General features: G+C 62.9%; 24 protein-coding genes. 4 read left to right on the top strand and 20 right to left on the bottom strand.

The features are described 5' to 3' along the window. Window positions 1–123 precede the first annotated feature (123 nt). Entirely contained in the window at window positions 124–462 is a 339-nt protein-coding gene (locus ACVZUB_RS03455) for a histone-like nucleoid-structuring protein Lsr2 (RefSeq protein WP_003945673.1), read from the bottom strand. A gap of 79 nt (window positions 463–541) precedes the next feature. Here ACVZUB_RS03455 and ACVZUB_RS03450 point away from each other — a divergent pair, with 79 nt between their 5' ends. Then, a complete protein-coding gene (locus ACVZUB_RS03450; protein ID WP_064075122.1) occupies window positions 542–994 on the top strand; it encodes a DUF8017 domain-containing protein in 453 nt (150 codons plus the stop codon). Between the two features lie 110 nt (window positions 995–1,104). Here ACVZUB_RS03450 and lysS read toward each other — a convergent pair whose 3' ends face one another. The 3 genes from lysS to ACVZUB_RS03435 are packed head-to-tail and all read right to left on the bottom strand — an operon-like array spanning window position 1,105 to window position 3,961. Further along, window positions 1,105–2,616 (bottom strand): lysine--tRNA ligase, encoded by a 1,512-nt coding sequence (gene lysS / locus ACVZUB_RS03445; RefSeq protein ID WP_003945834.1) that lies wholly within the window; start codon window positions 2,614–2,616, stop codon window positions 1,105–1,107. A gap of 11 nt (window positions 2,617–2,627) precedes the next feature. Further along, window positions 2,628–3,131 carry an anthrone oxygenase family protein gene (locus tag ACVZUB_RS03440; protein ID WP_054826783.1) on the bottom strand — a complete coding sequence of 168 codons (504 nt, stop codon included), beginning with the start codon at window positions 3,129–3,131 and terminating at the stop codon, window positions 2,628–2,630. Then, entirely contained in the window at window positions 3,128–3,961 is an 834-nt protein-coding gene (locus tag ACVZUB_RS03435; RefSeq protein ID WP_042451954.1) for an NAD(P)H-binding protein, read from the bottom strand. The genes ACVZUB_RS03440 and ACVZUB_RS03435 overlap by 4 nt, the downstream gene beginning before the upstream one ends. 80 nt (window positions 3,962–4,041) lie before the next feature. Here ACVZUB_RS03435 and ACVZUB_RS03430 point away from each other — a divergent pair, with 80 nt between their 5' ends. Then, complete coding sequence (locus tag ACVZUB_RS03430) at window positions 4,042–5,001, top strand: AraC family transcriptional regulator (RefSeq protein ID WP_054781983.1); 960 nt, start codon at window positions 4,042–4,044, stop codon at window positions 4,999–5,001. Between the two features lie 21 nt (window positions 5,002–5,022). Here the strand turns inward: ACVZUB_RS03430 and ACVZUB_RS03425 are convergent, their stop codons facing one another. From ACVZUB_RS03425 to ACVZUB_RS03360, 14 genes are all read right to left on the bottom strand, one after another. Further along, window positions 5,023–5,445, bottom strand: coding sequence for a rhodanese-like domain-containing protein (locus tag ACVZUB_RS03425; protein WP_003945445.1), 423 nt, complete (start codon window positions 5,443–5,445; stop codon window positions 5,023–5,025). Continuing rightward, window positions 5,442–5,960: a cysteine dioxygenase gene (locus tag ACVZUB_RS03420; protein ID WP_058039264.1), complete on the bottom strand. Its 519-nt coding sequence runs from the start codon at window positions 5,958–5,960 to the stop codon at window positions 5,442–5,444. Before ACVZUB_RS03420 ends, ACVZUB_RS03425 begins: the two co-directional genes overlap by 4 nt. 261 nt (window positions 5,961–6,221) lie before the next feature. After that, window positions 6,222–7,037 (bottom strand): type III pantothenate kinase, encoded by an 816-nt coding sequence (locus tag ACVZUB_RS03415; RefSeq protein WP_007726991.1) that lies wholly within the window; start codon window positions 7,035–7,037, stop codon window positions 6,222–6,224. A gap of 3 nt (window positions 7,038–7,040) precedes the next feature. Next, the gene (gene panD, locus ACVZUB_RS03410) at window positions 7,041–7,487 is read right to left on the bottom strand and encodes an aspartate 1-decarboxylase (protein WP_003945761.1); all 447 of its coding nucleotides are present in this window, start codon (window positions 7,485–7,487) and stop codon (window positions 7,041–7,043) included. A 27-nt stretch (window positions 7,488–7,514) separates the two neighbouring features. Beyond that, window positions 7,515–8,447 carry a pantoate--beta-alanine ligase gene (gene panC / locus ACVZUB_RS03405; protein ID WP_003945953.1) on the bottom strand — a complete coding sequence of 311 codons (933 nt, stop codon included), beginning with the start codon at window positions 8,445–8,447 and terminating at the stop codon, window positions 7,515–7,517. Then, window positions 8,440–9,381: a Rossmann-like and DUF2520 domain-containing protein gene (locus ACVZUB_RS03400; protein ID WP_003945822.1), complete on the bottom strand. Its 942-nt coding sequence runs from the start codon at window positions 9,379–9,381 to the stop codon at window positions 8,440–8,442. Before ACVZUB_RS03400 ends, panC begins: the two co-directional genes overlap by 8 nt. 110 nt (window positions 9,382–9,491) lie before the next feature. Continuing rightward, window positions 9,492–10,613 (bottom strand): DUF6779 domain-containing protein, encoded by a 1,122-nt coding sequence (locus ACVZUB_RS03395; RefSeq protein ID WP_482628146.1) that lies wholly within the window; start codon window positions 10,611–10,613, stop codon window positions 9,492–9,494. A 68-nt stretch (window positions 10,614–10,681) separates the two neighbouring features. Next, window positions 10,682–11,149, bottom strand: a complete 468-nt coding sequence (locus ACVZUB_RS03390; protein WP_153213529.1) for a DUF3180 domain-containing protein — start codon at window positions 11,147–11,149, stop codon at window positions 10,682–10,684. A 17-nt stretch (window positions 11,150–11,166) separates the two neighbouring features. Continuing rightward, a complete protein-coding gene (folK, locus tag ACVZUB_RS03385; RefSeq protein WP_064075118.1) occupies window positions 11,167–11,670 on the bottom strand; it encodes a 2-amino-4-hydroxy-6-hydroxymethyldihydropteridine diphosphokinase in 504 nt (167 codons plus the stop codon). Next, the gene (gene folB / locus ACVZUB_RS03380; protein WP_003945780.1) at window positions 11,667–12,032 is read right to left on the bottom strand and encodes a dihydroneopterin aldolase; all 366 of its coding nucleotides are present in this window, start codon (window positions 12,030–12,032) and stop codon (window positions 11,667–11,669) included. Before folB ends, folK begins: the two co-directional genes overlap by 4 nt. A gap of 1 nt (window position 12,033) precedes the next feature. Then, entirely contained in the window at window positions 12,034–12,894 is an 861-nt protein-coding gene (folP, locus tag ACVZUB_RS03375; RefSeq protein WP_020968349.1) for a dihydropteroate synthase, read from the bottom strand. A gap of 5 nt (window positions 12,895–12,899) precedes the next feature. Further along, window positions 12,900–13,517, bottom strand: a complete 618-nt coding sequence (gene folE / locus ACVZUB_RS03370) for a GTP cyclohydrolase I FolE (protein WP_019746783.1) — start codon at window positions 13,515–13,517, stop codon at window positions 12,900–12,902. Window positions 13,518–13,576: 59 nt separating this feature from the next. Continuing rightward, a complete protein-coding gene (gene ftsH / locus ACVZUB_RS03365) occupies window positions 13,577–16,159 on the bottom strand; it encodes an ATP-dependent zinc metalloprotease FtsH (RefSeq protein WP_063315065.1) in 2,583 nt (860 codons plus the stop codon). 267 nt (window positions 16,160–16,426) lie between these two features. After that, the gene (locus ACVZUB_RS03360) at window positions 16,427–17,074 is read right to left on the bottom strand and encodes a FadR/GntR family transcriptional regulator (protein WP_054187899.1); all 648 of its coding nucleotides are present in this window, start codon (window positions 17,072–17,074) and stop codon (window positions 16,427–16,429) included. Window positions 17,075–17,173: 99 nt separating this feature from the next. Here ACVZUB_RS03360 and ACVZUB_RS03355 point away from each other — a divergent pair, with 99 nt between their 5' ends. Beyond that, complete coding sequence (locus tag ACVZUB_RS03355; protein ID WP_482628145.1) at window positions 17,174–18,514, top strand: SLC13 family permease; 1,341 nt, start codon at window positions 17,174–17,176, stop codon at window positions 18,512–18,514. Window positions 18,515–18,542: 28 nt separating this feature from the next. After that, window positions 18,543–19,952 (top strand): acyl-CoA synthetase, encoded by a 1,410-nt coding sequence (locus tag ACVZUB_RS03350; protein WP_482628144.1) that lies wholly within the window; start codon window positions 18,543–18,545, stop codon window positions 19,950–19,952. A 32-nt stretch (window positions 19,953–19,984) separates the two neighbouring features. Here the strand turns inward: ACVZUB_RS03350 and ACVZUB_RS03345 are convergent, their stop codons facing one another. Together ACVZUB_RS03345 and ACVZUB_RS03340 are read right to left on the bottom strand one after the other, a co-directional pair. Continuing rightward, entirely contained in the window at window positions 19,985–22,627 is a 2,643-nt protein-coding gene (locus ACVZUB_RS03345) for a DUF7937 domain-containing protein (RefSeq protein WP_256082544.1), read from the bottom strand. A 46-nt stretch (window positions 22,628–22,673) separates the two neighbouring features. Further along, on the bottom strand, window positions 22,674–24,986 hold the full coding sequence (locus ACVZUB_RS03340) for an outer membrane protein assembly factor BamB family protein (RefSeq protein WP_223304573.1): 2,313 nt from the start codon (window positions 24,984–24,986) through the stop codon (window positions 22,674–22,676). Between the last annotated feature and the right edge of the window lie 14 nt (window positions 24,987–25,000).

Here is a 25,000-nt window from a genome sequence, read left to right as displayed (position 1 = left end):
CAACCTGTTTCTGTGCACGACCGACTCCTCTACGAGAGATGCGAACCGTGCAGACGCTAACAAACTAGAACGCGTTATCAATCCGTTTCGGCAAAATGCGCCCGAATCCATTCGCGATCCATTTCAGACGGCCTTTTCGTAGGCTCGGCGCACCTCGGTGGAAATACGACCGCGGGCCGAAATCTCGAAGCCTGCACCCTTGGCCCATTCGCGGATGGCGGCACTCTGATCGCGGTCCGCAACGGGACGGGATTTGGTCACCGCTCCGTTGACTGATTTGGCGGAATTCGACTTTCTCGCATGAGGAATCCACTTTTTCAGTGCATCGCGCAGTTCCGCGGCGTGGGCGGCGGTGAGATCGATTTCGTAAGCAACTCCGTCGACGGAAAACTCCACAGTTTCGTCCGCGGGCGATTTTTTGTCCAGATCGTCAACCATCGTGACAACAACCTTTTTCACCACGACCATTCCTCCCCAGATCCTTCGATAAGCAGCGACAATAGCACCTGGACAAACGTCCTGTCTTGGCTCGTCAGGATGATTGGGACTTCTCGCCGCCGGGTATGCCGGTCGACTTGTCTTGCGACAAGGACAGTGCCGATACACTCCTCGCGACGCATCGGGGGATGCATCCAGACGGGGGAATCATGACAGACGACGGCTCGAGAAAAGACCTCTACCGAGCGCAATCTTCGCCTCCAAGAACAGCACTCTCGCCAGTATCGCTTACGGCGGACCCACGAATTTCACCATCTCCGGACGCCCTGCGATCCGGTACACCGCAACCGTCACAAATATCCCGGCGGACAACGAATGCGATCCGCCCTCAGCACAATTCGATGTCGTCACCACACCCGGATACTCCACAGCCGAGGTCATGGTCTTCCTTGTCCAGTCGGATCAGGGACTACCTGACGCACTCAACCAGGGCACGATCGACCAAATCATCGCAACAATTCGTAAGTCCGAAACTCGGGCGACCGCGCATGGATGAATCCTTTGCCGCAGGCGAATGTCGTTGGGAACTATCAAATACCTTGGGAGCGCCTCAACTGAAAAAGGTTCGGCCGCAACATGTGCGGCCGAACCTTGATCGAAGTAAAGCTAGCGAGCGGACGGACGAACGATCGGGAAGAGGATCGTCTCGCGAATACCGAGACCAGTCAAAGCCATCAGCAGTCGATCGATTCCCATGCCGGTGCCGGTGGTCGGCGGCATGCCCTGTTCCATCGCGGCGAGGAACTCCTCGTCCAGCACCATCGCTTCGTCGTCGCCTGCCGACGCGAGGCGCGCCTGGTCGACAAAGCGCTCACGCTGGATGACCGGGTCGACCAGTTCGGAGTAGCCGGTCGCCAACTCGAATCCGCGGATGTACAGGTCCCACTTCTCGGTGACACCCTTCTTGCTGCGGTGATCACGGGTCAGGGGCGATGTCTCGACCGGGAAGTCACGGACGAACGTCGGCACGTACAGCTGATCGCCGCACTGGTGCTCCCACAGCTCCTCGACGAGCTTGCCGTGGCCGTAACCCTTGTCCTTGGGAACCTCGAGGCCGACCTTCTCCGCCAGAGCGAGAAGCTCGTCGACCGTCGTATCCGGCGTGACCTCGGTGCCGATGGCAGCCGACAGCGACGGGTACATCTCGAGAACCTGCCACTCGCCACTGACGTCGTACTCGGAACCGTCGGCGAGGGTGAGGACCTGCGTGCCGAATGCTTCCTGCGCAACTTCCTGGACGAGTTCACGAATCATCTTCGCGGAATCGTCGTACGTGCCGTAGGCCTCGTACGTCTCGAGCATCGCGAACTCGGGCGAGTGAGTGGAGTCGACGCCCTCGTTGCGGAAGTTGCGGTTGATCTCGAAGACCTTCTCGATACCGCCGACGACGCAACGCTTGAGGAACAGTTCCGGCGCGATACGCAGGTACAGGTCGATGTCGAGGGCGTTCGAGTGCGTGACGAACGGGCGAGCTGCCGCGCCGCCGTGCAGCGTCTGCAGCATCGGCGTCTCGACCTCGAGGAAGCCGCGGCTCTCGAGTGCATTGCGCAGCGCACGGACAACTGCGACGCGCTTGCGGGCGTTGTCCCGAGCCTCGGGGCGAACGATCAGATCCGCGTAGCGCTGACGCACCCGGGACTCTTCGCTCATTTCCTTGTGAGCAACCGGCAGGGGGCGCAGCGACTTGGACGCGATCTGCCACGCGTCGGCCATCACGCTGAGCTCGCCGCGACGGGAGCTGATGACCTCACCGTGGATGAAGACGAAGTCGCCGAGGTCGACGTCGGACTTCCAGGCAGCCAGTGCCTCTTCGCCGACGCCGGCGAGGCTGATCATGGCCTGCAGCTGGGTACCGTCGCCTTCCTGCAGAGTCGCGAAGCACAACTTGCCGGTGTTGCGCATGAAGATGACGCGGCCGACGACGCCGACCAGCACACCAGTCGCCGTGTCCGGCTCGAGTTCCGGGTACTCCGCGCGGATCTGCGCGAGCGTGTGGGTGCGATCGACCGAAACCGGGTACGCCTCCTGCCCCTGCGCCAGGATCCGTTCACGCTTCTCGCGCCGGATACGGAGCTGCTCGGGGGTGTCGTCGACTGGCTGGGCTTCTACATCACTCACGGGGTACAAGACTACTGGGCCGTGTCCACCGCGTTTGTTGCTGGTAGCACCGCGGCCACCGCGAGCACGATTCCCGACAGCAGGTACAGCCCGACCCGAACGTGATTCCACATAGTCCAACCCGCCTCGTACGACGCCCATGCGGCCGCGTCGGTAGTGCTGACCGAGGCAAACGCGTCGTTGCGAGGGACGTGGTAGATCGCGGTCACCGCGAAGGACGCGAGCACCCCGACGCAACCGACGACAGCAAGGACCCAGCCGTCCGGTCTGGAGATCGCTGCCCAGATTCCAGCGGCGATCGCGGTGAGCGCCGATCCGACCAGCGGCAGCATCAACGCACTACGCGGCGCTTCGACGTTGATCGCCTGCATCGACGTGATCGCGGTATGTGCATCGACCGACCGCAGAGCGGGCATCACGAAGGACGAGAAGGCAAACAACGCACCACCGGCGACGAGCGCGCCGAGCGCAGTCACCCCGAGCAGCAGCTCCAAGAAAATCTCGGATTTCTTCACGACCAGACCCCCGTTCGGGCAGCCTCGGCGGCAAAAGTGGTGAAATCTCGAGCGGGTCGTTCCAGGACCTCTTCGACGACGCCGGTCACACTTTGATTTCGTCCGTCGAGAACCTCGGCAAACAGGTACCTGAGTAACTCCACGACGTCACTCGGGACGCCGACCTCCGCCATGCCGTCGGAAAACTGTTTGAGTCCAATTCTTTCGAATGTCACGAGACGACCCGACGCCGTCGAAATCGCATCCACCGCCGCCGCGAAAGTGAGCAACTCCGGACCTGTCACCTCGAGAACTCGGCCGAGGAGGTCGGTTCGAGTCAATGCGGCCACCGCCACGTCGGCGAGATCGTCGACGTCGATGAACGGCTCCCCCACCTCACCGACCGGAAGTGCCAGGTGGCCTTCCCGAATCGGATCGAGTAGGTACCCCTCACTGAAGTTCTGGGCAAACCAACTGGCCCGCACCACAGCCCATTCCAGACCGCTGTCGGCGAGAACCTGCTCGGCTTTCTGCGCCGCCGGTTCACCGCGCCCGGACAAGAGCACCATGCGACGAACCCCTTCGCGGTACGCAAGCTCCGCGAACTCCTCGATGTGGGTGCTCGATTCCGGAACAGCCAGATCTGGCGCATACGTCACATATGCCACGTCGACGCCGGACACTGCTGGCTGCCACGTCGCCTGATCGTTCCAGTCGAAACGCGTCCCGGATGTTCTCGACGCGATTCGGGTACGGATTCCCACCGCAGTCAGCCTCTGCGCAACGCGCGCACCGGTCTTACCGGTACCACCGATCACTACTGCCGATTGAATGTCGCTTGTTGTCGTCATGCACTCATTCGACCGCGGAGCATCAATACGATCCATAGCCGAAGATCGCAAAAACATACGCCAGTGTCTACCGTCGAAGCATGGATGCATTGTCGATGATGCTGGCCGGATCGCGGGCGGAGGGCGCTTTTCTACTGCGCTCGCTGCTCGATCCACCGTGGTCATTACGTATCGAGGACCACGCACCGATCACCGTGCTGGTTCTGGTTCGAGGCAGCGCGGTCGTCGTCTCCGACACCGGACAGACAGAAGATCTCGAGGCCGGCGACGTTGCACTCCTGCGCGGCCCCGATCCGTATACGGTCGCCGATCACCCGGACACACCAGTCCACGTACTGATCGACGAAGCACAGAATTGCGCTGCGGTCGACGGATCACCACTCGAGGACATGTCAGTTCACGGCATTCGCACCTGGGGCAACTCGACCAGTGGTCAGACCGTCATGCTCACGGGCACATACCGTTTGGACTCCTATGTCAGCCGTCAGATCCTCGACAGCCTGACACCCGTCGCGGTAGTACGACGCAGCATCGAAACCGCGCCGATGACAAACCTTCTGGAACAACAGATCGCCGCCGACGGGCCAGGGCAGGAGGTGTTGCTGGACAGGCTCCTGGACCTTGTCCTGATATCGGCGGTCCGTACGTGGTTCGCCGAGAACCCGAATCGATCACCGCGATGGATCAAGGCCTACGAGGATCCCATCATTGGGCATGCCTTGCGGCTCATACACAATCGGCCGGAACACCCCTGGACGGTCGCGAGCCTGGCCCAGGAGTCCGGCAGCTCGCGAGCGGCCTTCGCGCGCCGGTTCACCAGCCTCATGGGGCTCGGACCTGTCGGCTATCTGACCGAGTGGCGACTGTCCGTGGCGGCAGATCTGCTCGCAGACCCGGCGCGAACGGTGTCGTCGATCGCGCGAGAAGTGGGTTACTCGAGCCCCTTCGCCCTCACAACCGCGTTCACCCGTCATCACGGAATGAGCCCGAAGATGTACCGCCAGACCCGCTGTGCGCCTTTATTAACCGCCCGCGGTTAATAAAGGCGCACAGCAAATACCTCAATGAGCCGAAACCGCCGCCAACTCGCGGGAGCAATGACGCACTCCGCTGAGCGCACCGAGCAGGCCGGCGGCCTTGATCGCCTGGTATCCACCCACGAGATCGGTGGCCTTGTGCAGACCCAACTGCTGCAACGACGCTGCGGCCAGGCTCGAGGTGTAACCCTCGGAGCAGACGATCACCCACTCGACGTCGTGGTCGGTGGCCAACGCGAGGTGCGCGCTGCTGGTGGGGTCGAGGCGCCATTCGAGCACGTTCCGCTCGATCGCGAGTGCACCGGGAAGAGTTCCCTCGATGGCGCGCTGCGCCTGCGGGCGAATGTCGACGAAGATCGCGCCGCGGTGGAAGGCTTCGGTGAGCTGGAAGACGTACATACGATCGATCTGTGCGCGAGCGTCGTCGAGCATTTGGTCGATGGTCATTTGGTGCCCCCCTCGGGCAGGTCGGTCAGCTCGGTACGGGTGCGGCGAAGTGTCCGGTGATCCGTCACTTCGTAGAAGGACATTGCCGTCAGCGGCGGCGAGTAGGCGTGAACACTCAGAGTCGGTGCATCAGAGCTGATTTCGATCGGAGCACCGGGAGCATCCGTCGAACGCACGACATCGTGAACCCATCCGAGCGGGAACGAAGCCTGATCGCCGGCGTCGAGCTGGCGTTCCACCAGGGAGTCACCGGCCCAACGGAATTCGGTGAGCGAACCACTGAGGACGGTCAAGGCACCGAACGAGCCTGCGTGGTCGTGCAATTCGGTGTTGCGTTCGGGCACCCAACTGATGAGCCACACATCGACGTCGTCGTCCGCGTGCAAGCGGGTGGACCAACGGTCGAGCGTCGGGAAGGTGTCGGGGATGAGGTGATCGAAACGGCCGTCGAGCACGCCGTTTGCTCCCTCGTCGGTCAGACGCAGCAGATCGGCCGGGCGAAGGCGGGTAGGCAACGACGCACCACTCGGGCGACGTCCGGACGCCCCACGGTTAGCGCTACGACCTGCGGAAACAGCACGGTCAGCAGTAAGAGTCGGGGCCAAAACAGAGAGATCTGCAGAATATGTGGATAGCACGAGCTAGCTCCAAGGAATGTGAATTGGTCAAGGCAGCGGTCAGCCTCGACAACACTCCTGAGCACCCATGCAGCGATTCACGAGCACCATTGTGGCATAACTTTTGCAATCGCGAAACCGCTGGAACGAAACCATCGATCAGGCGACGGGTCGTCGACCGGATCCACGACGCGCCTGATTGCGCTCGAAGACCAACCTCAGCCCCTCGAGAGTGAGGTCCCGTTCGAGGTGATCGATGGTGTCGGACTCGGGAATGATCAGCGGTGCGCTGTCCCCGGTCGCGATCACGGAGACGTCGTCACCACCGAACTCCGGTAGTTCGTCGCGGACGCGGTTGACCAATCCGTCGACGAGGCCCGCAAAGCCGAATACCGCACCGGACTGCATGCATTCGACGGTATTCTTGCCGACCACCGAACGCGGGCGCACCAATTCGACCTTGCGCAGCGCAGCGGACTGCGACGCCAAGGCATCGGTCGAGATCTCGAGTCCGGGCGCGATGCAGCCGCCCAGAAACTCACCCTTGGCGGAAACGACGTCGACACAGGTCGACGTACCGAAGTCCACGACAATGCATGGCCCCTCGTAAAGATGGTGAGCGGCAAGGCTGTTGACGATCCGGTCGGCTCCCACCTCTTTGGGGTTGTCCACCAGCAGTGGCACACCGGTGCGAATACCCGGTTCGACCACCACATGGGGAACGTGACCCCAGTACCGCTCGAGCATCACACGGATTTCACGCAAGACGGACGGCACTGTCGACAGCGCCGCAACGCCGGTGATCTGATCGACATGAGAACCCAACAGCCCACGGAAGGTCAACGCCAACTCGTCGGCAGTCATCCGAGGATCGGTTCGCATTCGCCAGTCCTGCAACAGCTTCGAATACTCACCAGTCCCGGAGAACAGACCGAGAACGATGTTGGTGTTCCGGACGTCGACCGTGAGCAGCATGGATTACACCAGGCTGGATTCGCGCGAGGCCTCGAGCGTCGACAGCATGCGTGGGGTGATCAGACCCGAACCCTCCGGCGCGTGAGCCGGGTCGGAACCGAGTTCGATCTGCTTGTTGTCGGCATCGACGAAGACGACGCGCGGGGAGTACTCCTTGACTTCCTGCTCGTTCATCACGCCGTAGGCGATGAGGATGACCAGGTCGCCTGGCTTTACCAGATGCGCTGCCGCACCATTGATTCCGATGACACCGGTTCCGCGCTCGCCGGCAATGACGTACGTCTCGAGACGCGCACCGTTGTCGATGTCGACGATGCACACCTGTTCGCCTTCGAGGAGGTCTGCGGCGTCCATCAGATCCTGGTCGACGGTGACGGAGCCGACGTAATGCAGGTCGGCGTGAGTCACGGTGGCGCGGTGGATCTTCGACTTCATCATCGTGCGAAACATATCCAGGTCCTTACTCGTGAAAAGTGCTCAGTGAGACAGCAGGTCGTCGATGGCGTCGGCGGATGGGTCGGTGTCACGCTCGAGGAAGCCGGTTCCCACCGCGACACCGACGTTGTCGATCAAACGGGTGGTTCCGAGCTTGGCGGCCACCAACAGTCGACCGTCACCTCGCTCGGGCGCGGGGCCCAGATCGACGCCCCGAACCTCGAGGTAGTCGACCTCGATTTCCGGAACAGCTGCCAGAACAGCGCGTGCGGTTTCCAGGATTGCTTCCGCTCCCCCAGCCGCCGCGTGTGCACCGGCGATCAGAGCGGCGGACAGCGCGACCGCTGCCGCGCGCTGGTTCTCGTCGAGGTAGCGATTGCGAGAGGACAACGCGAGACCGTCGAACTCGCGAACCGTCGGAACTCCGATGATCTGTACATCGAAGTTGAGATCCCACACCATCTGACGGATGAGCGTCAGCTGCTGGTAGTCCTTCTCACCGAAGTACGCGTGATTGGGTGCCGCGATCTGCAGCAACTTCGCCACTACCGTCAGCATTCCCGCGAAGTGAGTGGGGCGCGCTCCGCCTTCGAGTTCGCTACCCAACGGGCCCGGCACGATGGTGGTGCGCTGGCCCCGCGGGTACATCGTCTTGGCGCTCGGCGCGAACACCAATTCGACGCCCTCGGCGCGCAACAGGTCGAGATCCGCATCGAGAGTGCGCGGGTACGCGTCCAGATCTTCGCCGGCACCGAACTGGAGCGGGTTCACGAAGATGGAAACGATCACGACGGCGCCGGTGACCTTGGCCTGACGAACCAGTTCGATGTGGCCGGCATGCAGCGCACCCATCGTCGGAACGAGCGCCACCTGACGCCCGACACCTCGCAGCGCCCGCGAGACGCGCCGAAGCTTGTCCGGATCGTGGTGCACCGTCAGTTCGCCGCGCTTGTATCCGCCCTGCAGATCACTCACGACGGTCACCTCCCGTTTCAGTCAAGATGTCGAACAATTCGGTGGGGGCGCCCACCCGCTGGGCCGATCGCAAGGACATCGCCCGATAGCCGGCAGCGAGCTCCGGATCCAGGTCTGTCAGTACGCGCAAATGTGTGTCGACGGCAGCAGCGTCGCCGCGTGCCACCGGGCCGGTCAACGCCGAGGGACCGCGTCGTAGCGCGTTGTCCAAGGCTGCCGACAGCAGCGGCTGCAGGACACGCTCGGCCACTCCACCCGGATCTCCGTCGACCAACTGTTGACCGAGCAGCTCGTCACCTTGCAACGACGCTCGCAGGGCCTCGACGGCGTCGACCACGAGCGTGACCAGGTGATTACTGCCGTGAGCCAGTGCGGCGTGGTAGAGCGCGCGGTTCTCCTCGCGCACTCGGACGGGCTCGCCGCCGATCTCGAGGACCAGTGACTGCGCGATTGCGTAACCGATGTCGTCGGCAGCGGTGATTCCGAAGCATGCCGACGACAGCCGTGCGGTGTCCTCGTCGTGACCGGTGAACGTCATCGCCGGATGGATAGCCAGGGGTAGTGCGCCCAGTTCGGTGAGTGGAGTCAGGATCGCGATCCCGTTGGCACCGGACGTATGGGCGACGAGCGTGCCCGGCTTGACGGCATGGGTGGCCGCCAGACCTCGAACAAGGTCCGCAAGTTGATCGTCAGGAACGGCGAGAATCAGCAACTCGGAACGAGCTGCGACGTCGGCGGCCGGAAGAATTTCGGTATCGGGAAGCCGCTTCACAGCGCGGGCAACCGAGGCGCTGGAGACGGCGGAGCAAGCGCTGACAACATGACCGGCTCGCTCCAATGCGGCACCGACAGCTGTTCCGACCCTGCCTGCGGAGACAATTCCTACCGTCAATCGCGCAGGTGCAGGTCCATTAGTGATCCCGAAGGAAGTCACCGGATTCCTCTCGTTCGTTCCAGTCCCGCTCGGCGGGTACCAGACGTTCTGCGTCCGAGGATATCCTTCGCCCGAACCGTCATGCCATGGCCGGGCGAGTGATCTGCGACTCAGTCCTCTCGGCGACGGCGTCGGCCGGAGCCTTCGGGCGGGTTGTTCGAACTCAGGTTTGCCATGATTTCGGCGACGGTCAATCCGTTGGAATGAGCACCACTGGCGGCATCTTCCGGAGCGGCACGGCGACGACGTCGCGGCTCCGCGTCAGGCTCCGCAGCGGATTCGGGTTCAGCTTCCGCGACAGCTTCGGGAACAACCGCGCGAACAACCTCGGGCACCTCTTCGACGACAGCGTCTTCGATGACGGCATCTTCGATGTTCGGGGCCTGGGCGGGAGCCTTGACTTCAGGCTCGACCGGCGCGACCGGCTCCGAATCCTTCTTCACCGGAACGTCTTTCACCGTTCGTGTCGGCGAGGAACTCACCGGAGAACTCGGTACTTGGTTCCCGCTCTGGGGCTTCTGCGTCTCTTGTGGCTTCTGCGTCTCTCGAGACTTCTGGGTCGGGATGACGCGCGGCGCCACGAAGCTGCTGTCACGCCACGACGTCTCCGCGAACACGACGGTTGTCTCAGCAGTCACCGGATCGTCGTTGGGCGAAGCCAAGCCGCCGACGTTCGGTGCCGGTTGGCTGGGCCCGCTCTGGCCGGCGCCGGGAACGTACAACCCCGACGGTGCCGGCTGGTACGCGCCGTACGAACTACCGCCAAGTTCCGGCACTCGCGTCGAATCGGTCTTGAGCGCGGTCTGTTCGGGCAGCAGCCCACCTTCGAACAGTGCTTCGAGGTTTCGGCGCAGCGCCACCAATTCGGCGCGCAACCCGGCCAGCTCCTCCGCGTCCGCGGTCACCTCACGTCGCACGCGACCTTCGACGCTCAGTTCGTACTCGCGTCGAGCAGAAATTTCACGTTCGAGCTGCAGTTCGTACACGGTCTGCAGATCGGCAACCTTGGCTTTGTCCAGTGCCGACTCACGCCGATACTTGGTCATGGCGATAGCGCCGAGGGTGGCTGCCCACAGAGCGACGACCAGACCCACCCGAAGAAGCTGAACGCTGTTACTGAAAATCAGAAACAGCGAAGCAATGACAGCAAGTGCCAGAAGAGCAGCAATGATCATCTGGCTCGCGCTGCGCTTGCTTCGGCGCGCAGACTTCGATCGACCAGAATTTGTCATGGTTGCCAGGGTACTTGCCGAGACCGGGGTCGCCACGTACCTCGGTGGGTGATTTGCCGACCAGGCTGTCAGTGCGCAGGCTCGTCAGGTGTATCTTCCGGCGTCTTGCAACAATGTTCGAGCCACAGAGCTGCCGCTACCAGCGCAATTGCGGCGCCCAACCCCACCCACGCGCCCGGCGTGTCGGAGGCTGCAGCCTGCAGAACCGAGCGCTGTGGGATGAGATACACCAGCACTCCGACCCAGACACCGACGGTAGCTGAACCGACCAAAGCGGATGCTTTGGCCAATGCCAGCGCTCGGGCGGCGGTGATCGGATGAAGCTGTCTGAGCCCGTCGCCGACCTGCCGGTTTTTGACGCGTGAACGAATGACAAAAGCGAAGACGGCCTCGGCAACGGCCACGAAGTACAGCGACGCTCCCGCATAAACAGGGATGGGCGGCATCGAACCGTAGAACACGCGAATCAGAATCCAGGTGGCCACGGCCGCCACTGCGGCGAGTACCGCGAGTTCACTGATCCGGGTCGGCTTCAAACCCTTGTCGTTTTCGGTCACCGCGCAAGCACCACATCGGTAGTGCGGACACCTTCGCGCTCAGTGCGATCGAGGCCGTCGAGAATTTGTGCCACCGGCAACTCCTGGCCGTCGACGATCAGCGTCGCGTCAGGCTCGACGTCCAGCCAGGGAACGAGAACGAATGCCCGAAGATGCGCGCGCGGATGCGGAAGTGTGAGCACGGGATCGGAACTGACGACGCCTTCGCAGTCGACTACGTCCACGTCCAGGCTCCGTGGCCCCCACCGCTGTTCGCGCACCCGGTCTGCGGCTTCCTCGAGAGCTTGCGAGCGGCGAAGCCATTCAGCGGCATCGGCTTCGGGATCGTCGACCACCACCACCGCGTTGTAGAAATCCTGCTGCTCGACGCCACCCCACGGCGCGGTCGAGTAGACCGGTGAGACAGCAACGACGGCGCTGCCCAACCCGTCGACAACGGACTGCAGGTGAGCCACGCTGTCGCCGATGTTGGAACCGATCGACAGAACAGCGCGCGTCATGCCGATCTGGTCCGATGTGCGACGACGGCGACGTCCGCAAAAACCAGCGGAATCGGTGCCGACGGTTTGTGGACAACAACCTCGACGCTCTCGACTCGCGAATCTTTCATGACGTCGTCGGCGATCTCCGCGGCGACGGTCTCGATGAGATCGCGCGACGGGCCGGCGACTATCGCTGCGGCGGCTTCCGCCAACTCGCCGTAGTGCAGGGTCTGCGTCAGGTCGTCCGACGCCGCGGCGGGAGCCAAGTCCATCCACACGGTGATGTCGATGAAGAAGTCCTGACCGTCACGCTTCTCGTGGTCGAACACTCCGTGATTGCCGCGAACCTTCAGTCCGCGCAATTCGATTCGGTCCCCCATGTCAGGCCCTTTCTCGTCCACGGTTCCAGGCGTCGACCACGGCAATGGCGTCGAGCGAGGCTTGTGCGTCGTGCACCCGAACTCCCCAGGCGCCTTCGCGCGCTGCAAGGGCGGAGACCACGGCCGTCGCAGTCTCGCGGCCACCGGGTGGACGCGGATTGCCGTCGGGATCGCTGAGCAGAGACCCGAGGAACCGCTTTCGGGAAGCGCCGACCAGTACCGGGAATCCGGTCGCGTTGAACTCGGGTAGTGCTCGCAACAGTGCCCAGTTGTGGTCGGCGTTCTTAGCGAACCCGAGGCCGGGGTCGAGGATGATCGACGACGAATCGACCCCTGCTTTCAACGCCAGATCGACCTGCGACAGCAGTTCGTCACGGACGTCGCGGACCACGTCGTCGTAGTGATCGGCGCTGCCACGATGGACGTAGTCGCCGGCCGAGCGCCAATGCATGAGGATCCAGGGCACTCCGGCGTCGGCCACAACGGAGGCCATGTCGGGGTCTGCGCGACCACCCGATACGTCGTTGACGATGCCTGCGCCCGCTTCGATCGCGGCGGCGGCGACGGAAGCACGCATCGTGTCGACGCTGACGCGAATTCCGGCTGCCACGAGTTCTTCGATCACCGGGGCAATTCGGTCCGCCTCGAGTTTCGGATCGACGCGGGTGGCTCCGGGGCGCGTCGACTCGCCGCCGACGTCGACGATGTCGACGCCGATGCGTTGCAGTTCGAGTCCGCGAGCGATCGCCGCGTCACGATCGAGAAATTGACCACCGTCGGAAAACGAATCGGCGGTGACGTTCAGAATCCCCATCACGACCATCCGGGCCGGATCGCTGCCTGCAACGGGAGCCGCGGACATCTTGCTCACTTACGCAGGATGAGGTCCAGCGCTTCGGACCGCGAGGCCGCGCTGGATTGCAGGAGCCCACGAACCGCAGACGTGGTCGTGCTGGCTCCGGGCTTGCGGATACCGCGCATCGCCATGCACAGATGCTCGGCTTCGATGACGACGATGGCTCCACGCGGGTCGAGCTTGCGCATCAAAGCATCCGCGATCTGACTGGTCAGGCGTTCTTGAACCTGCGGACGCTTGGCGTACAGGTCGACGACGCGCGCGAGCTTCGACAAACCGGTGACCTTGCCCGACTTTCCCGGGATGTAGCCAACGTGAGCAACACCGTGGAAGGACACCAGGTGGTGCTCGCACGTCGAGAACATCGGAATGTCTCGCACGAGCACCAACTCCTGGTGACCCTCGTCGAAAGTCGTGTTCAACGCGTCGTCAGGTTCGGAGTACAGACCCGCGAAGATCTCCTTGTACGAGCGCGCAACCCGGGCCGGCGTATCGAGCAGGCCTGGGCGCTCCGGATCTTCACCGACCGCGATCAACAATTCCCGTACGGCAGCCTCTGCCCGCGCCTGATCGAACGGGCGGCCCGTTCCGAGCGACACCAGTTCACTGGCCACATCATTCACCGACAACCGAACTCTCCTCGAGAATTGTTCACAGGTCCCCCGCCGCAGAGCCTAGTGGCGCAAGGTCAGCGAGATCCGTCCGGTCCGTCCCAGCGAACGGTGCTCGGTCCCTCGTCCTCAGCCGAATGGTGCGGCGGAGGAGTTTGCGGCTGTTCCGGTGCGGGGCTCTGCCACTGGTTTTCACCGGTCGGGTTTCCCCGGTTCGGATCGGCGAAGGGTCCACTGTCCGGGTACTGCACCGGGTAATCGGGCTGCGCGGGGTAACGGCGGCCGGGATGCGGCTGCTCCGGGTACGCCTGCTGTCCCGGGTGCGGCTGGCCGTACTGCCCCTGATCGGGCTGGGGCTGACCGTGTTGGGGCTGACCGTACTGGCCCTGCGACTGGTTCGGCGGGGTCGGATTCTGTCCACCGGTGTACCCACCCGACTGCTGTCCGGGGTACGTCGGCGACGGGTTCTCACGCGGAGGCCAACCCGGTGCCGACCATCCGGCGGGCGCTCCGTAGTCGGGTGTTCCCGGTTGCGGAGTCTGCTGCGGAGCACTCGGCTGCGGGTACGAAGGCTGTGCGTAGCCGTTCGAGGGTCCCTGGTTGCCGTTGTTGGGGAGACCACCGTTGTTGGGGAGACCACCGTTGTTGGGGAGACCACCGTTGGGGGCACCGCTGTTGGGTGCACCTGCCTTGACGAGAACAGGTGCCGCAGCGGGCTCCGGCCAGGTTTCGCCGCGCTCGATCGCGAGTTCGCGAGGAGTCTTCACCGGCGGACGATCCGAAGGCGTACGCCCACCGAAATCGTTGAAAGCCGTGATGCGCGGACGCTTTTCGACGCCGGCAAGGATCTTCTCGAGGTCCTTGCGAGTCAACGTCTCACGCTCGAGCAGTTCGGTAGCGATGAGGTCGAGCGCATCGCGGTACTCGTTGAGGATTGCCCACGCTTCGGTGTGCGCTGCCTCGATGAGGTTGCGCACCTCTTCGTCGATTTCACGGGCGATCTCGTGTGAGTAGTCGGACTGAACGCCCATCGAACGGCCGAGGAACGGATCCCCGCCCTCCTGTCCGTAGCGAACCGCGCCGAGCTTGGCACTCATGCCGTATTCGGTGACCATCGCGCGGGCGATCTTGGTCGCCATGTCGATATCGGACGACGCTCCGGTGGTGGGCTCGTGGAACACCAACTCCTCGGCGGCGCGTCCACCCATCGCCATGACGAGACGAGCGATCATCTCCGAACGCGTCATCAAACCCTTGTCGTCCTCGGGCACGGTCATCGCGTGGCCACCCGTGCGACCGCGAGCGAGGATCGTGACCTTGTAGACCGGCTCGATGTCAGGCATTGCCCAAGCAGCCAGAGTGTGACCGCCCTCGTGGTACGCCGTGATCTTCTTCTCGTGCTCGCTGATGATGCGACTCTTACGCCGCGGTCCACCGACAACACGATCCACCGATTCCTCGAGCGAGGCTTCGGTGATGACGGTTCCGTTTTCGCGTGCGGTGAGCAGCGCAGCCTCGTTGATGACGTTGGCGAGATCAGCACCCGACATTCCGACGGTCCGCTTGGCGAGACCTTCGAGGTCGGCGTTGGGATCGATCGGCTTGCCCTGCGAGTGCACGCGCAGGATCGCGCGGCGACCGGCGAGGTCGGGGGCGCCGACCGGAATCTGGCGATCGAAGCGTCCCGGACGCAGCAGTGCGGGGTCGAGGATGTCGGGGCGGTTGGTTGCGGCGATCAAGATGATGCCGGTGCGATCACCGAAGCCGTCCATCTCGACGAGCAACTGGTTGAGTGTCTGCTCGCGCTCGTCGTGTCCGCCGCCCAGGCCTGCGCCGCGCTGACGACCGACGGCGTCGATCTCGTCGACGAAGATGATGCAGGGGCTGTTCTGCTTGGCCTGCTCGAACATGTCGCGAACACGCGAAGCACCGACACCGACGAACATCTCGACGAAGTCAGAACCGGAGATGGTGAAGAACGGGACGCCGGCCTCGCCTGCGACAGCGCGTGCGAGCAGCGTCTTACCGGTTCCGGGAGGGCCGTACAGCAGGACACCGCGCGGAATCTTGGCGCCGAGCGCCTGGTAGCGGGCCGGGTTCTGCAGGAAGTCCTTGATCTCGTACAGCTCTTCGACAGCCTCGTCCGCACCGGCGACGTCGGCGAACGTGGTTTTCGGCATGTCCTTGGTGAGCTGCTTGGCCTTCGACTTACCGAATCCCATGACTCCGCCGCGACCACCGCCGCCCTGCATCCGGTTCATGACGAAGAAGAAGATGCCGAACAGAATGATCATCGGCAGCACGAACAGAAGGATCGACGTCAGCCAGCTCTCCTGAGTGACCGTCGTGTTGAACTTGTCCGCACCGGCGCCTTCGACCTTGTCGAAGATCTGCTCCGACGCACTCGCGGGGTACTTCGCCAGGATCTGCGTCTTACCATCGGTGGCGTCGTTGCCGTTCTTGAGCCACAGACGAACCTGCTGCTCACGGTCGTCGATCTGCGCCGACTCAACGTTCTTGGCGTCGAGTTGGGAGATCGCGACCGAGGTGTCGACGGTCTTGAAGTCGCGGGTGTCGTTGCTGAAGTAGCTGAAGGCATAGATCACCAACAGCACGACGGCTACGAGTAGCACGTTACGGAACACAGTCTTACGGTTCATACAGGTCGGCCGATGTGGCCGGTCCTTTCGAGAGTGCGGGTCTGCCAGGTCGCCTTCCGGCTGCCAACCGGACACCTGCAGGTTACCGCGATCGGCCCCATCGATGCCCGCCAGCGGCCGTGCCGCCTGGTTGGAACGGTCGTCACTGTGTTCAACGTGCGCATTGCCGATCAGGTTCCCGGGCTACGTCGCAGCACAGTTTCCTGTGAGCGAACATGCTCATAGTGGTTATCGTGCGTTTTTCCGACGCTTGTCCGCCGTTATTCGTCAGGCCGTGTCGGAGAGGATTCCCGCAACAGCGTCAGCGGCGCCCGATTGGTCACCGTCGATGATGCGGTGAGCGAGATGATCGAGTCGCGCAGACAGTCGCGCCGAGGACTCGGGCACGTCCGCCTGCTTGGCGATGGTGTCGTCGAGATCAGCCAATAAGCCGCCACCGGCCAGGTGCCTGACGCAGCGCCATGTCTCGGCGAAGTTTCTCGCGGTCCCGTCGTCGGTCAACATCGCGACCCGAAGCGCAGCGTTGGGATTCGACGCCGCCGCCCGAGCCAGGCCGGCCATGATCGCTTCCCTGGCGGCAGTCAGTTCGTCGACGGTTCGGTCTTGCAACCGCACTCCCGAATCCGCAGACCTACCCGCGTCGGGCGTGGGAGCTTCGCGAATCACCGCTCCGTTACCGTGCTGAATTTCGACTCTGCCCCGAATCTCGAGGGCCACGAGCGCTTGAGCCAGCGACGCGCGACTCACGCCGAGTTCGGCAGCCAGGCTGCGTTCGGGAGGAAGCCGATCGCCGGGCGAAAGACCTTGAGCCTCGATGAAATTCGAAATGTGCTCGGCCAACTGCTCGTACAGGCGCGGACGCTTCAATCGTCCGGGCAGGCCCGAGCGCGAGCCGGGCGATGACGTCGAATTCATGCCTCGGAGTGTACTTGACAAATGGAGCAGTGGCAGAGAGGCTAGGCCAATTCCAAGTGATGCAGACCACAAGCTGGTCGCGAACGGATTGAGAGTTCGATGGCAAATGTCATAGCCCTGTCAGTACTTGTCCTGGTGTTCGTCATATCCACCGTGAGGTCGGTGAACATGGGTGCGCTCGCCCTGGTGGCTGCCTTCGTCGTCGGAACACTGGTCTTCACCGTCGATACCAGCGAGATCCTCGACGGCTTCCCGGCCAGCCTCTTCGTCATCCTGGTCGGCGTCACCTACCTGTTCGCGCTGGCCAGAAACAACGGCACGGTCGACTGGATCATTCACGCGGCAGTCCGCGCGGTCAGAGGACGAGTGGCCCTCGTGCCGTGGGCGATGTTCGCGGTGTGCGCGGCCGTCACCGCCATGGGCGCGGTCAGTCCCGCTGCCGTCGCCATCATCGCGCCCGTGGCAATGGGCTTCGCCACCCGCTACCGGATCCACCCCATGCTGATGGGCTTCATGGTCGTCCAGGGCGCAACGGCGGGCAGCTTCTCCCCTATCGGAATCTTCGGTGTGATCACCAACGACGTCATGCGTCAGAACGGCCTCCCGTCGAGCCCGGCCTTGCTGTTCGTCTCGACCTTCGCAGCCGCGGCCGTTGTTGCCGCAATCGCGTACATCTCGTTCGGCGGTCGCGCATTGATTGCACGCGGCGCCTCCGAACGCGTGCTCGTCAGCGCAGTCGGCAACGCGTCTGGCGGTGGCGACACCATCACCGGTTCGGGTTCCGGCGACAGCTCGAAGGGTGGCGGCAAGTCCTCGGGTGGGACCGCTCCGCACGAGGGAGCACTCAACCTCGAGCGGCGACTCACCCTGCTCGGACTGGCGTCGCTTGCACTCGGCGCCTTGGTCTTCGACCTTGACGTCGGCTTCACCGCACTGACTGTCGCGGTACTTCTCACCCTGATCTTCCCGGCCTCCGCCCGCGGCGCCGTCGACAAGATCAGCTGGGGCACCGTGCTCCTCATCGGCGGAATCGTCACGTACGTCGCTCTTCTGCAGAACCAGAACACCGTCCAGTGGCTCGGGGATTCTGTTGCACACGTGGGGATTCCACTTCTCGCGGCGTTCTTGATCTGTCTGATCGGCGCGATCGTGTCGGCGTTTGCATCCACCACGGGAATCCTCGGCGCACTCATCCCTTTGGCAATTCCATTCCTCATGACCGGTCAGGTCAATGCAACCGGTCTGGTCATCGCGCTGGCAATCTCCTCGTCTCTGGTCGATTGCAGTCCGTTCTCGACCAACGGCGCGCTGGTGGTCGCGAACGCCGCTCCGGAAGAACGCGACGTGGTGTTCGGCCTGACGATGCGGTGGGGCATGACCATCATGGTGGTGACGCCGATTCTCGCCTGGCTGATGTTCGTTGTTCCCTGGTCCGTCTGAATCTTCGCTCAAAGAAAGGGAACTCGCGATGAACAGCGAATCCACACTTCTGCGCTCCCTCGACCCCCGCATCTTCGACGATCACGGAGCGGCGGTCAGTTTCGGCGAAGGCGCGACCCTCTCTCGCGCCGACTTGTTTGCCGCCGCCACCGCGGTCGCCGATCGAATCCATGGTGCACAGCGAGTGGCAGTACAAGCCGCCGCCGGCCTCGAGACAGTGGTCGCCGTCGCCGGCGCGCTGATCGCCGGTGTTGCCGTGGTCCCGATCCCGCCGGACTCCGGCCTGCTCGAACGTCAGCACATCATCGCCGATTCCCAGGCCGAACTGATACTCGGAGAAGGACCGTCGGATTCGAGTATCCCGTTGATTCCCATCGATATTCACGCGCGATCTGCGACGTCCTATCCCGAACCGAGCGCGTCAGCTACCGCACTGATCATGTACACCTCGGGAACCACCGGAGCTCCGAAAGGCGTTGTCCTCTCGCGAGCATCGATCGCAGTGGATCTCGACGCGCTCGCTCATGTGTGGAATTGGACGCCAGAGGACACACTCGTCCACGGACTGCCCCTCTTCCACGTCCACGGGTTGATTCTCGGCGTGTTGGGCGCCTTGCGCGTGGGTTCGCCGCTGATTCATACCTTCAGACCAACTCCGGATTCGTATGCCGCAGCGGGTGGCTCGTTGTACTTCGGTGTTCCGACCGTCTGGTCACGCGTGTGCGGTGAGCCCTCGGCGGCAGCAGCATTGCGATCCGCGCGCTTGCTCGTGTCCGGAAGTGCACCACTTCCGGTTCCATTGTTCGAGCGGATGAAATCGCTGACCGGGTTGGCTCCCGTCGAGCGCTACGGAATGAGTGAAACCCTCATCACCGTCAGCACGACGCACGACGGCGAACGTCGCCCGGGTTGGGTCGGGCACGCCGTTCCGGGAGTCAGGACGAGGTTGCGCGGCGAGAACGGCGAACTGTCGGCGCACGACGGAGAGCAGCTTGGGCAACTGGAAGTTGCGGGCGCCGTTCTCTTCGACGAGTACCTCGGGAACCCCTCGAAGACAGCGGAATCCATGACCGAAGACGGCTGGTTCCGCACCGGCGACATCGCGGTGATCGACGACAGCGGATTCCACCGCATCGTAGGTCGCGAGTCGGTCGACATGATCAAGTCCGGTGGATACCGCATCGGTGCAGGCGAGGTGGAACAGGCACTTCTGGCATACCCCGGCGTTCGCGAGGCCGCCGTCGTCGGTATGCCGGACGACGATCTCGGCCAGCGCATAGTCGCCTTCATCGTCGGGGACGTAGCCGACTGCGCTGTGGTTTCGGACTTCGTCGCCGAATCACTGTCGATCCACAAGCGCCCACGCCAGGTTTGTCTGGTGGACAGCTTGCCGCGCAACGCTATGGGCAAGGTCCAGAAGAAGCTGCTGACGCCCTGAAGGTGTGCTTGTTTCACTCGAAGCGTGCTCGCTCACTGCCTGGTGACCACGACGACGGCATCAGCCATCCGATCATGGAAGCCGCGGACGTCCGGTGCGCTACTGATCGAAACGATGATCGCGATCGAAATAGCGACTGTTACCAGAGAACCGAGAATGCTCGCGACACTGCCCAACGACATCGAATTCAGCATGCCGACGAGCTCGTCACCACTACCGAGCATGGCCAACGCCGAAACAGCCGATCCGAGGTACATGGGGATCACGAATGCATTCCGTTTGAAGGACTGCGCCAGGGCCGGACGCGCACCTCCTACCGAGCGAACGCCTATTCCGAGGGCGAGTTTGCCCAGGGTTACCCCGAATGCCGACTCTCCCCATACGAAGTACACGATCGAACCGATCCCGATCAGCAGGCCAATCAGACCCGAACTTGTCCGGTAGGAATCGAAGTCGAATCCGTTTCCGAGCGTCGCGGTGGAGATCATTCCGCCGACGACCGACACAACTGCGAGAATGGCAAAATCGATGAACCGCGCGGCAACTCGTATCCCGGCTCCGGCCGGCCGAAACCCACCAGGCCGGAGTGGAACGCCGGTCGGCCCATACCCCGGGTCCGGTGGCGGCACGGCAAATTGCGGCACGGCCGATCGCGGTGCGAACGGTTGCACAATTTCGCCGCTGGAGCTGGACTCCGGTCCGCTCGAAATGAACGTCTCGGTCGCAGGTTCGGGTTCGGGTCCGAGTAGACCGAATTGCCCGGCAGCCCTTCGGTCCAACGCTGCATCCACAGCAGGATCACCCAGCGCTTCGAGCCACGTCACAAGATCGTCGTACGTCGACGGATTCGCAGCAATCGCCGGCCGCAACTCCGGCGAACTCGACGCGATCTCGAACAGCACCGCCGCCGGAGTCCGCGGATCCGCAGCCTCGAGAGCACGTCTCGAAGACTGAACGGGCACCGGCGCAGGCACGGGCACACGGCCAGGTCCAGGTCCAGGTTCAGGTTCAGGTTCAGGTAGACCGAATTGCCCAGCAGCCCTTCGGTCCAACGCTGCATCCACAGCAGGATCACCCAGCGCTTCGAGCCACGTCACAAGATCGTCGTACGTCGACGGATTCGCAGCAATCGCCGGCCGCAACTCCGGCGAACTCGACGCAATCTCGAACAGCACCGCCGCCGGAGTCCGCGGATCCGCAGCCTCGAGAGCACGCCCCGAAGGCCGAACGGGCTGTCCGAGATTCGGTATCGCAGCTGTAACCGTGGTGGCCGACGCGAACAGTTGCACCCCCGCATACAAATTCCGAACAGCCGGTGAGACTGTGAGAGCGAGAGCAACCAGAACCACCAGCATCGCCATGGCGAGATCGAATATCCATGCACTGTAATATATTTCGCCATACATGGCCGACTGCACCACGAGACGAGCGATCATCAGGACGAGCAAGCCGAGACAGACTCCGAGACCGACCTCGCGTGACGGGCGAGGGTCGAGCGAAAAATACCGAAGCGACAGTGATCTGACTCCGACAACGGCAAGAATCCCGAAGAGTATCGCGAGAACAGCGAGCACTAACGCATCTCCCCACGGCACGATGCCAAATTGCGTTGCTGCCATTGCGATCTGAGAGAATCCAACACCGAAGCTCCACACCGCGATCAACAGCATGCCGTTTCGTGCCGCTGCGAGCCAGACGTATCCGGGGTGCGTCCCGTCGCCGACGGACGCAACACCGAATGGAATGAATGTAATTGCGGCTGCGGCAATCAAGAACGTGATGCCGTAGTAGGGACTAGCCGTGACCGTGTGGAACAGCTCGACACTTGTGCCCTCGCTGATCGAGTGGAGTAATCCGGCTGCGAGGAGAGCGATGCCGAGCGCGGCGATGGTGAGGCGCCAGGACGCAAACCGTCTGGCGAGACCGACTGCCGCAACACCCACCACGACGATCGGAACGGCCGACGACACGAAGAGAACGATCAGGCTCTCGAATGTCTGCGGCCCGTCGTAATATCGGTAGCGACTGACGGAGACCAGGATGTAGATCAGCGCGAGTAGCGCCGAGGCCACTGACGACCCCCAAGCCACAAACACAAGCGGCTTCACCAACGCCAACCATCGCGGCGCGGTTCGAGGGTCGATGCGAATTTCGGCCGCGCGCGGTTGAGCTGCGAGCAGGGCGCCGGCAAGCCCGAACCACGCTCCAGCGCCAACCCCGTTGCCGGTGAAAATACTCGAACTCTCACTGAATCGGAACATTCCACGAATGACGTCGTAGACGACAAGACCCACAACAGTGGCAATGAGGGGTCCGTTGGCCACCAGACGCAGCACACGTATCTGCCCGACATTCCAATTCGGCCCGAGCATTCCGAGTCGCGCCACGTACGGCAGTAACAGCGACGCCAGCGACAGCAGTGTCGGCAGAACCAGAAGCAGCACAAGAGCACTCGAACCGACGCGGGCTATTCCGACGGTCGCACTCCACGGTAAGAAGAGCGACACGAACAGCAGTGCCGCGGCTGTCCCGTCGCGGGTGTAGTCACCGATCCGAATATCCACGAACGCAGATCGCGTCGGTGAATAGCTCTGTGGCGGTGGATACATGCCGTGCGACTGGGGCGAACTGCTTATTGATGGTTCACCGGGTTGACGCGAGTTGTCTTCGGTCATTCGCCAAGCTCCTCAGATGTGGGAAGTGCGCCGAACGGGTCAGGTACTATCGCCGATATTTGGTGGTCCCCGACGAATCGCGATCGTTGCTGACGATCTTGGCGAAGCATTGATCGTTGGCAATCCGCTTCGAATCGCACCACCCGTTGGCCGCATCCGCATCCGCAAACGTCAAGCCTGCGACGGTTATCCACCAACCCCGGAGATCGAAGGTCCGCCATTCGTCACTCCAGAGCAGACGCACCTCCGGATACATGAGACGAAGTTCGAGATGCTGTCGCAGGATCTGGGCAGCAGTCCAATGCACCTGAGCGCCATTGATATCCGCCGCATCGAGTCCGACCCGCTTGGAGGAGATCTGAGCCACCCACCTGTTCGCGAGGTCACCGATCACAAAGGGGCGATCGGCGTCGGCCTGAGCCCGGAGGGCGTCGAGACTCGCAGATTCGACGTCGCCCGTTGTCGGCTGCGCGCTACGTGTGGGTCGGATCGGCGTATTGGTGTCACTTCGCGATGCCGGCCCGGATGTCAGGCTGGTATTACTCGTCCCGTCGTCCTCGCATTCGACGAGTTGAGCACCTGACGCTCTCGAATTGGTCAGACTCGAAGACTCACCGAGAGTGTTCGGCAGCCTCCAGAAGCTACCGAGGTCGTACAGGAACTCGCGCTGGATCGAGTTCGTCGTGTTCGTCCCATCGGTTCGGGGAAGATAGATCGGCGCATCGGAGAAGTCGAACACCGCCGATGCAACGCTCTGGCCGGTGTCGGTGATCGATACACGAAGCGCGTCGGTGGAGACGATGTCTCCGCCGGGACATGATGCTTTCATTTCCATTAGAACGACGAGACCCTCTGCCTGCGTGCGGTATTCAACCGGCGTCAGGGTCGGTGTCCGGCCGCATTTCGTGACGTACTCGTTGCCTCCGTCGAATTCAGGGACAGCGGGCAGCCTGCCCGGTGCTCCTGACGGTCCGCCGGTCGGTGGGTAGTAGAGGAATCTGTCATTGGAGATCGAGGCGAGTCCGTCGTGGGCCTTCGACCAAGACCAGTGGTTGGTGTGGGAATCGAGGGACCAACTGACAGAGCCGTCGTCGAGTTCGACGGCGAGTACCCTGCCGTCGTTAGGATGGACGAGAATTCGCTCACCGTCCGAGACCGAGTAAGAGAAGTAGTCGCCGATCTTGGTCGACCACAACTGTTCCCCGGTGTCGATTCGGTAGGCCGAGAGCGTGTCCGAGTCGTTGCCCAACACGATGTCGCCGACGATCCGGCGTAGCGAGAAGTGGTCTCCGCCGATGACCGACCACAGCTCGGTGCCGTCGTTCATGTCGTAGGCACCGTGCGAGCCGATGTACGGACGAGATTTCGATGCCGAGACAAGCCACGGTGATGCCGGTGCGTCTTCGTCAACTCTAAATCTCTCGGCACCGTCACGGTCGGACACGATGCTGGAGTATCCGTCCGACGCAAATGGCATCGCACAGAGGACGCCGGCAAAACCTTGTCCTGGAAGTGCCTCGTAGCCACCCAGATTCGGATTCGAAAGCAGTGCGCCATCGACCGCGTTGAGCGCCGTAGATCCGATGCTCGAGTAATAGACGATGCCGTCGACGATCTCGAACGAATGCGAATCGCCGGATCCGACGCAGTCGGTTTCCGGTGGAGTTGTCGTTGTCCACGCCGCATCGAGGTCGGTGGGGGTTCCGCGCGAAATCACCAGCCCGGACTGGCTACCGCCGACAGTGAAGACCGCTCCGTCGGAGACCTCGACCAAGGTGGCCGTATCGGTGTCGACACTCGAACGAATCGCCCCCGAGTCGAGCGAGAAGGAAACGACTCGAGCTGTTCCACCAGGGTTCCTGACGACACAAGGTAGGGCTGCATCGATCGCGGTGGTCGCACACGACACCGTGCCGGCGACCGGCGTTTGCCATCGAATGGATCCGCTCTCGGCGTCGACTGCAACAAGTTGGGACTGCTGGCCCTGCTGTGGACCGACCGTAGTGATCAGAGTCTGTCCCACGTCGATGAATCTCGCCGTTCCATAGCTCGCACCGAGCGAATCCGGCCACAGAAATCTTCCGCCCGGCAGAACCTCGTCAACGTCCAACGACCACCCTGGCGTCGGCTGCGTCGGGTAAGTGTTGACCAGCTGGCCTGCCACCGGTCCATCGGTGTCTCCCGACCGGAGAATCGTGACAACGGTGACGGCGCCTGCGGCGAGGGCCGCGACGGCGGTAAGGGCTGCAACGGCAACAATCCATCCTCGGCCACGAGATCGAGAGGGCGGAGGATGTCCGGCAACCAGAGCCTGCGGTGGTGAAGGTGGGGGAGGTGGGGGCGGGGGCGGCAACGTCATCGGTTGTGTCTCCC

This window comes from Rhodococcus sp. OS5 (genome assembly GCF_056837585.1).
The sequence above is the reverse complement of the archived record's forward strand: the minus strand, read 5'-3'. Positions and strand labels throughout refer to the sequence as shown.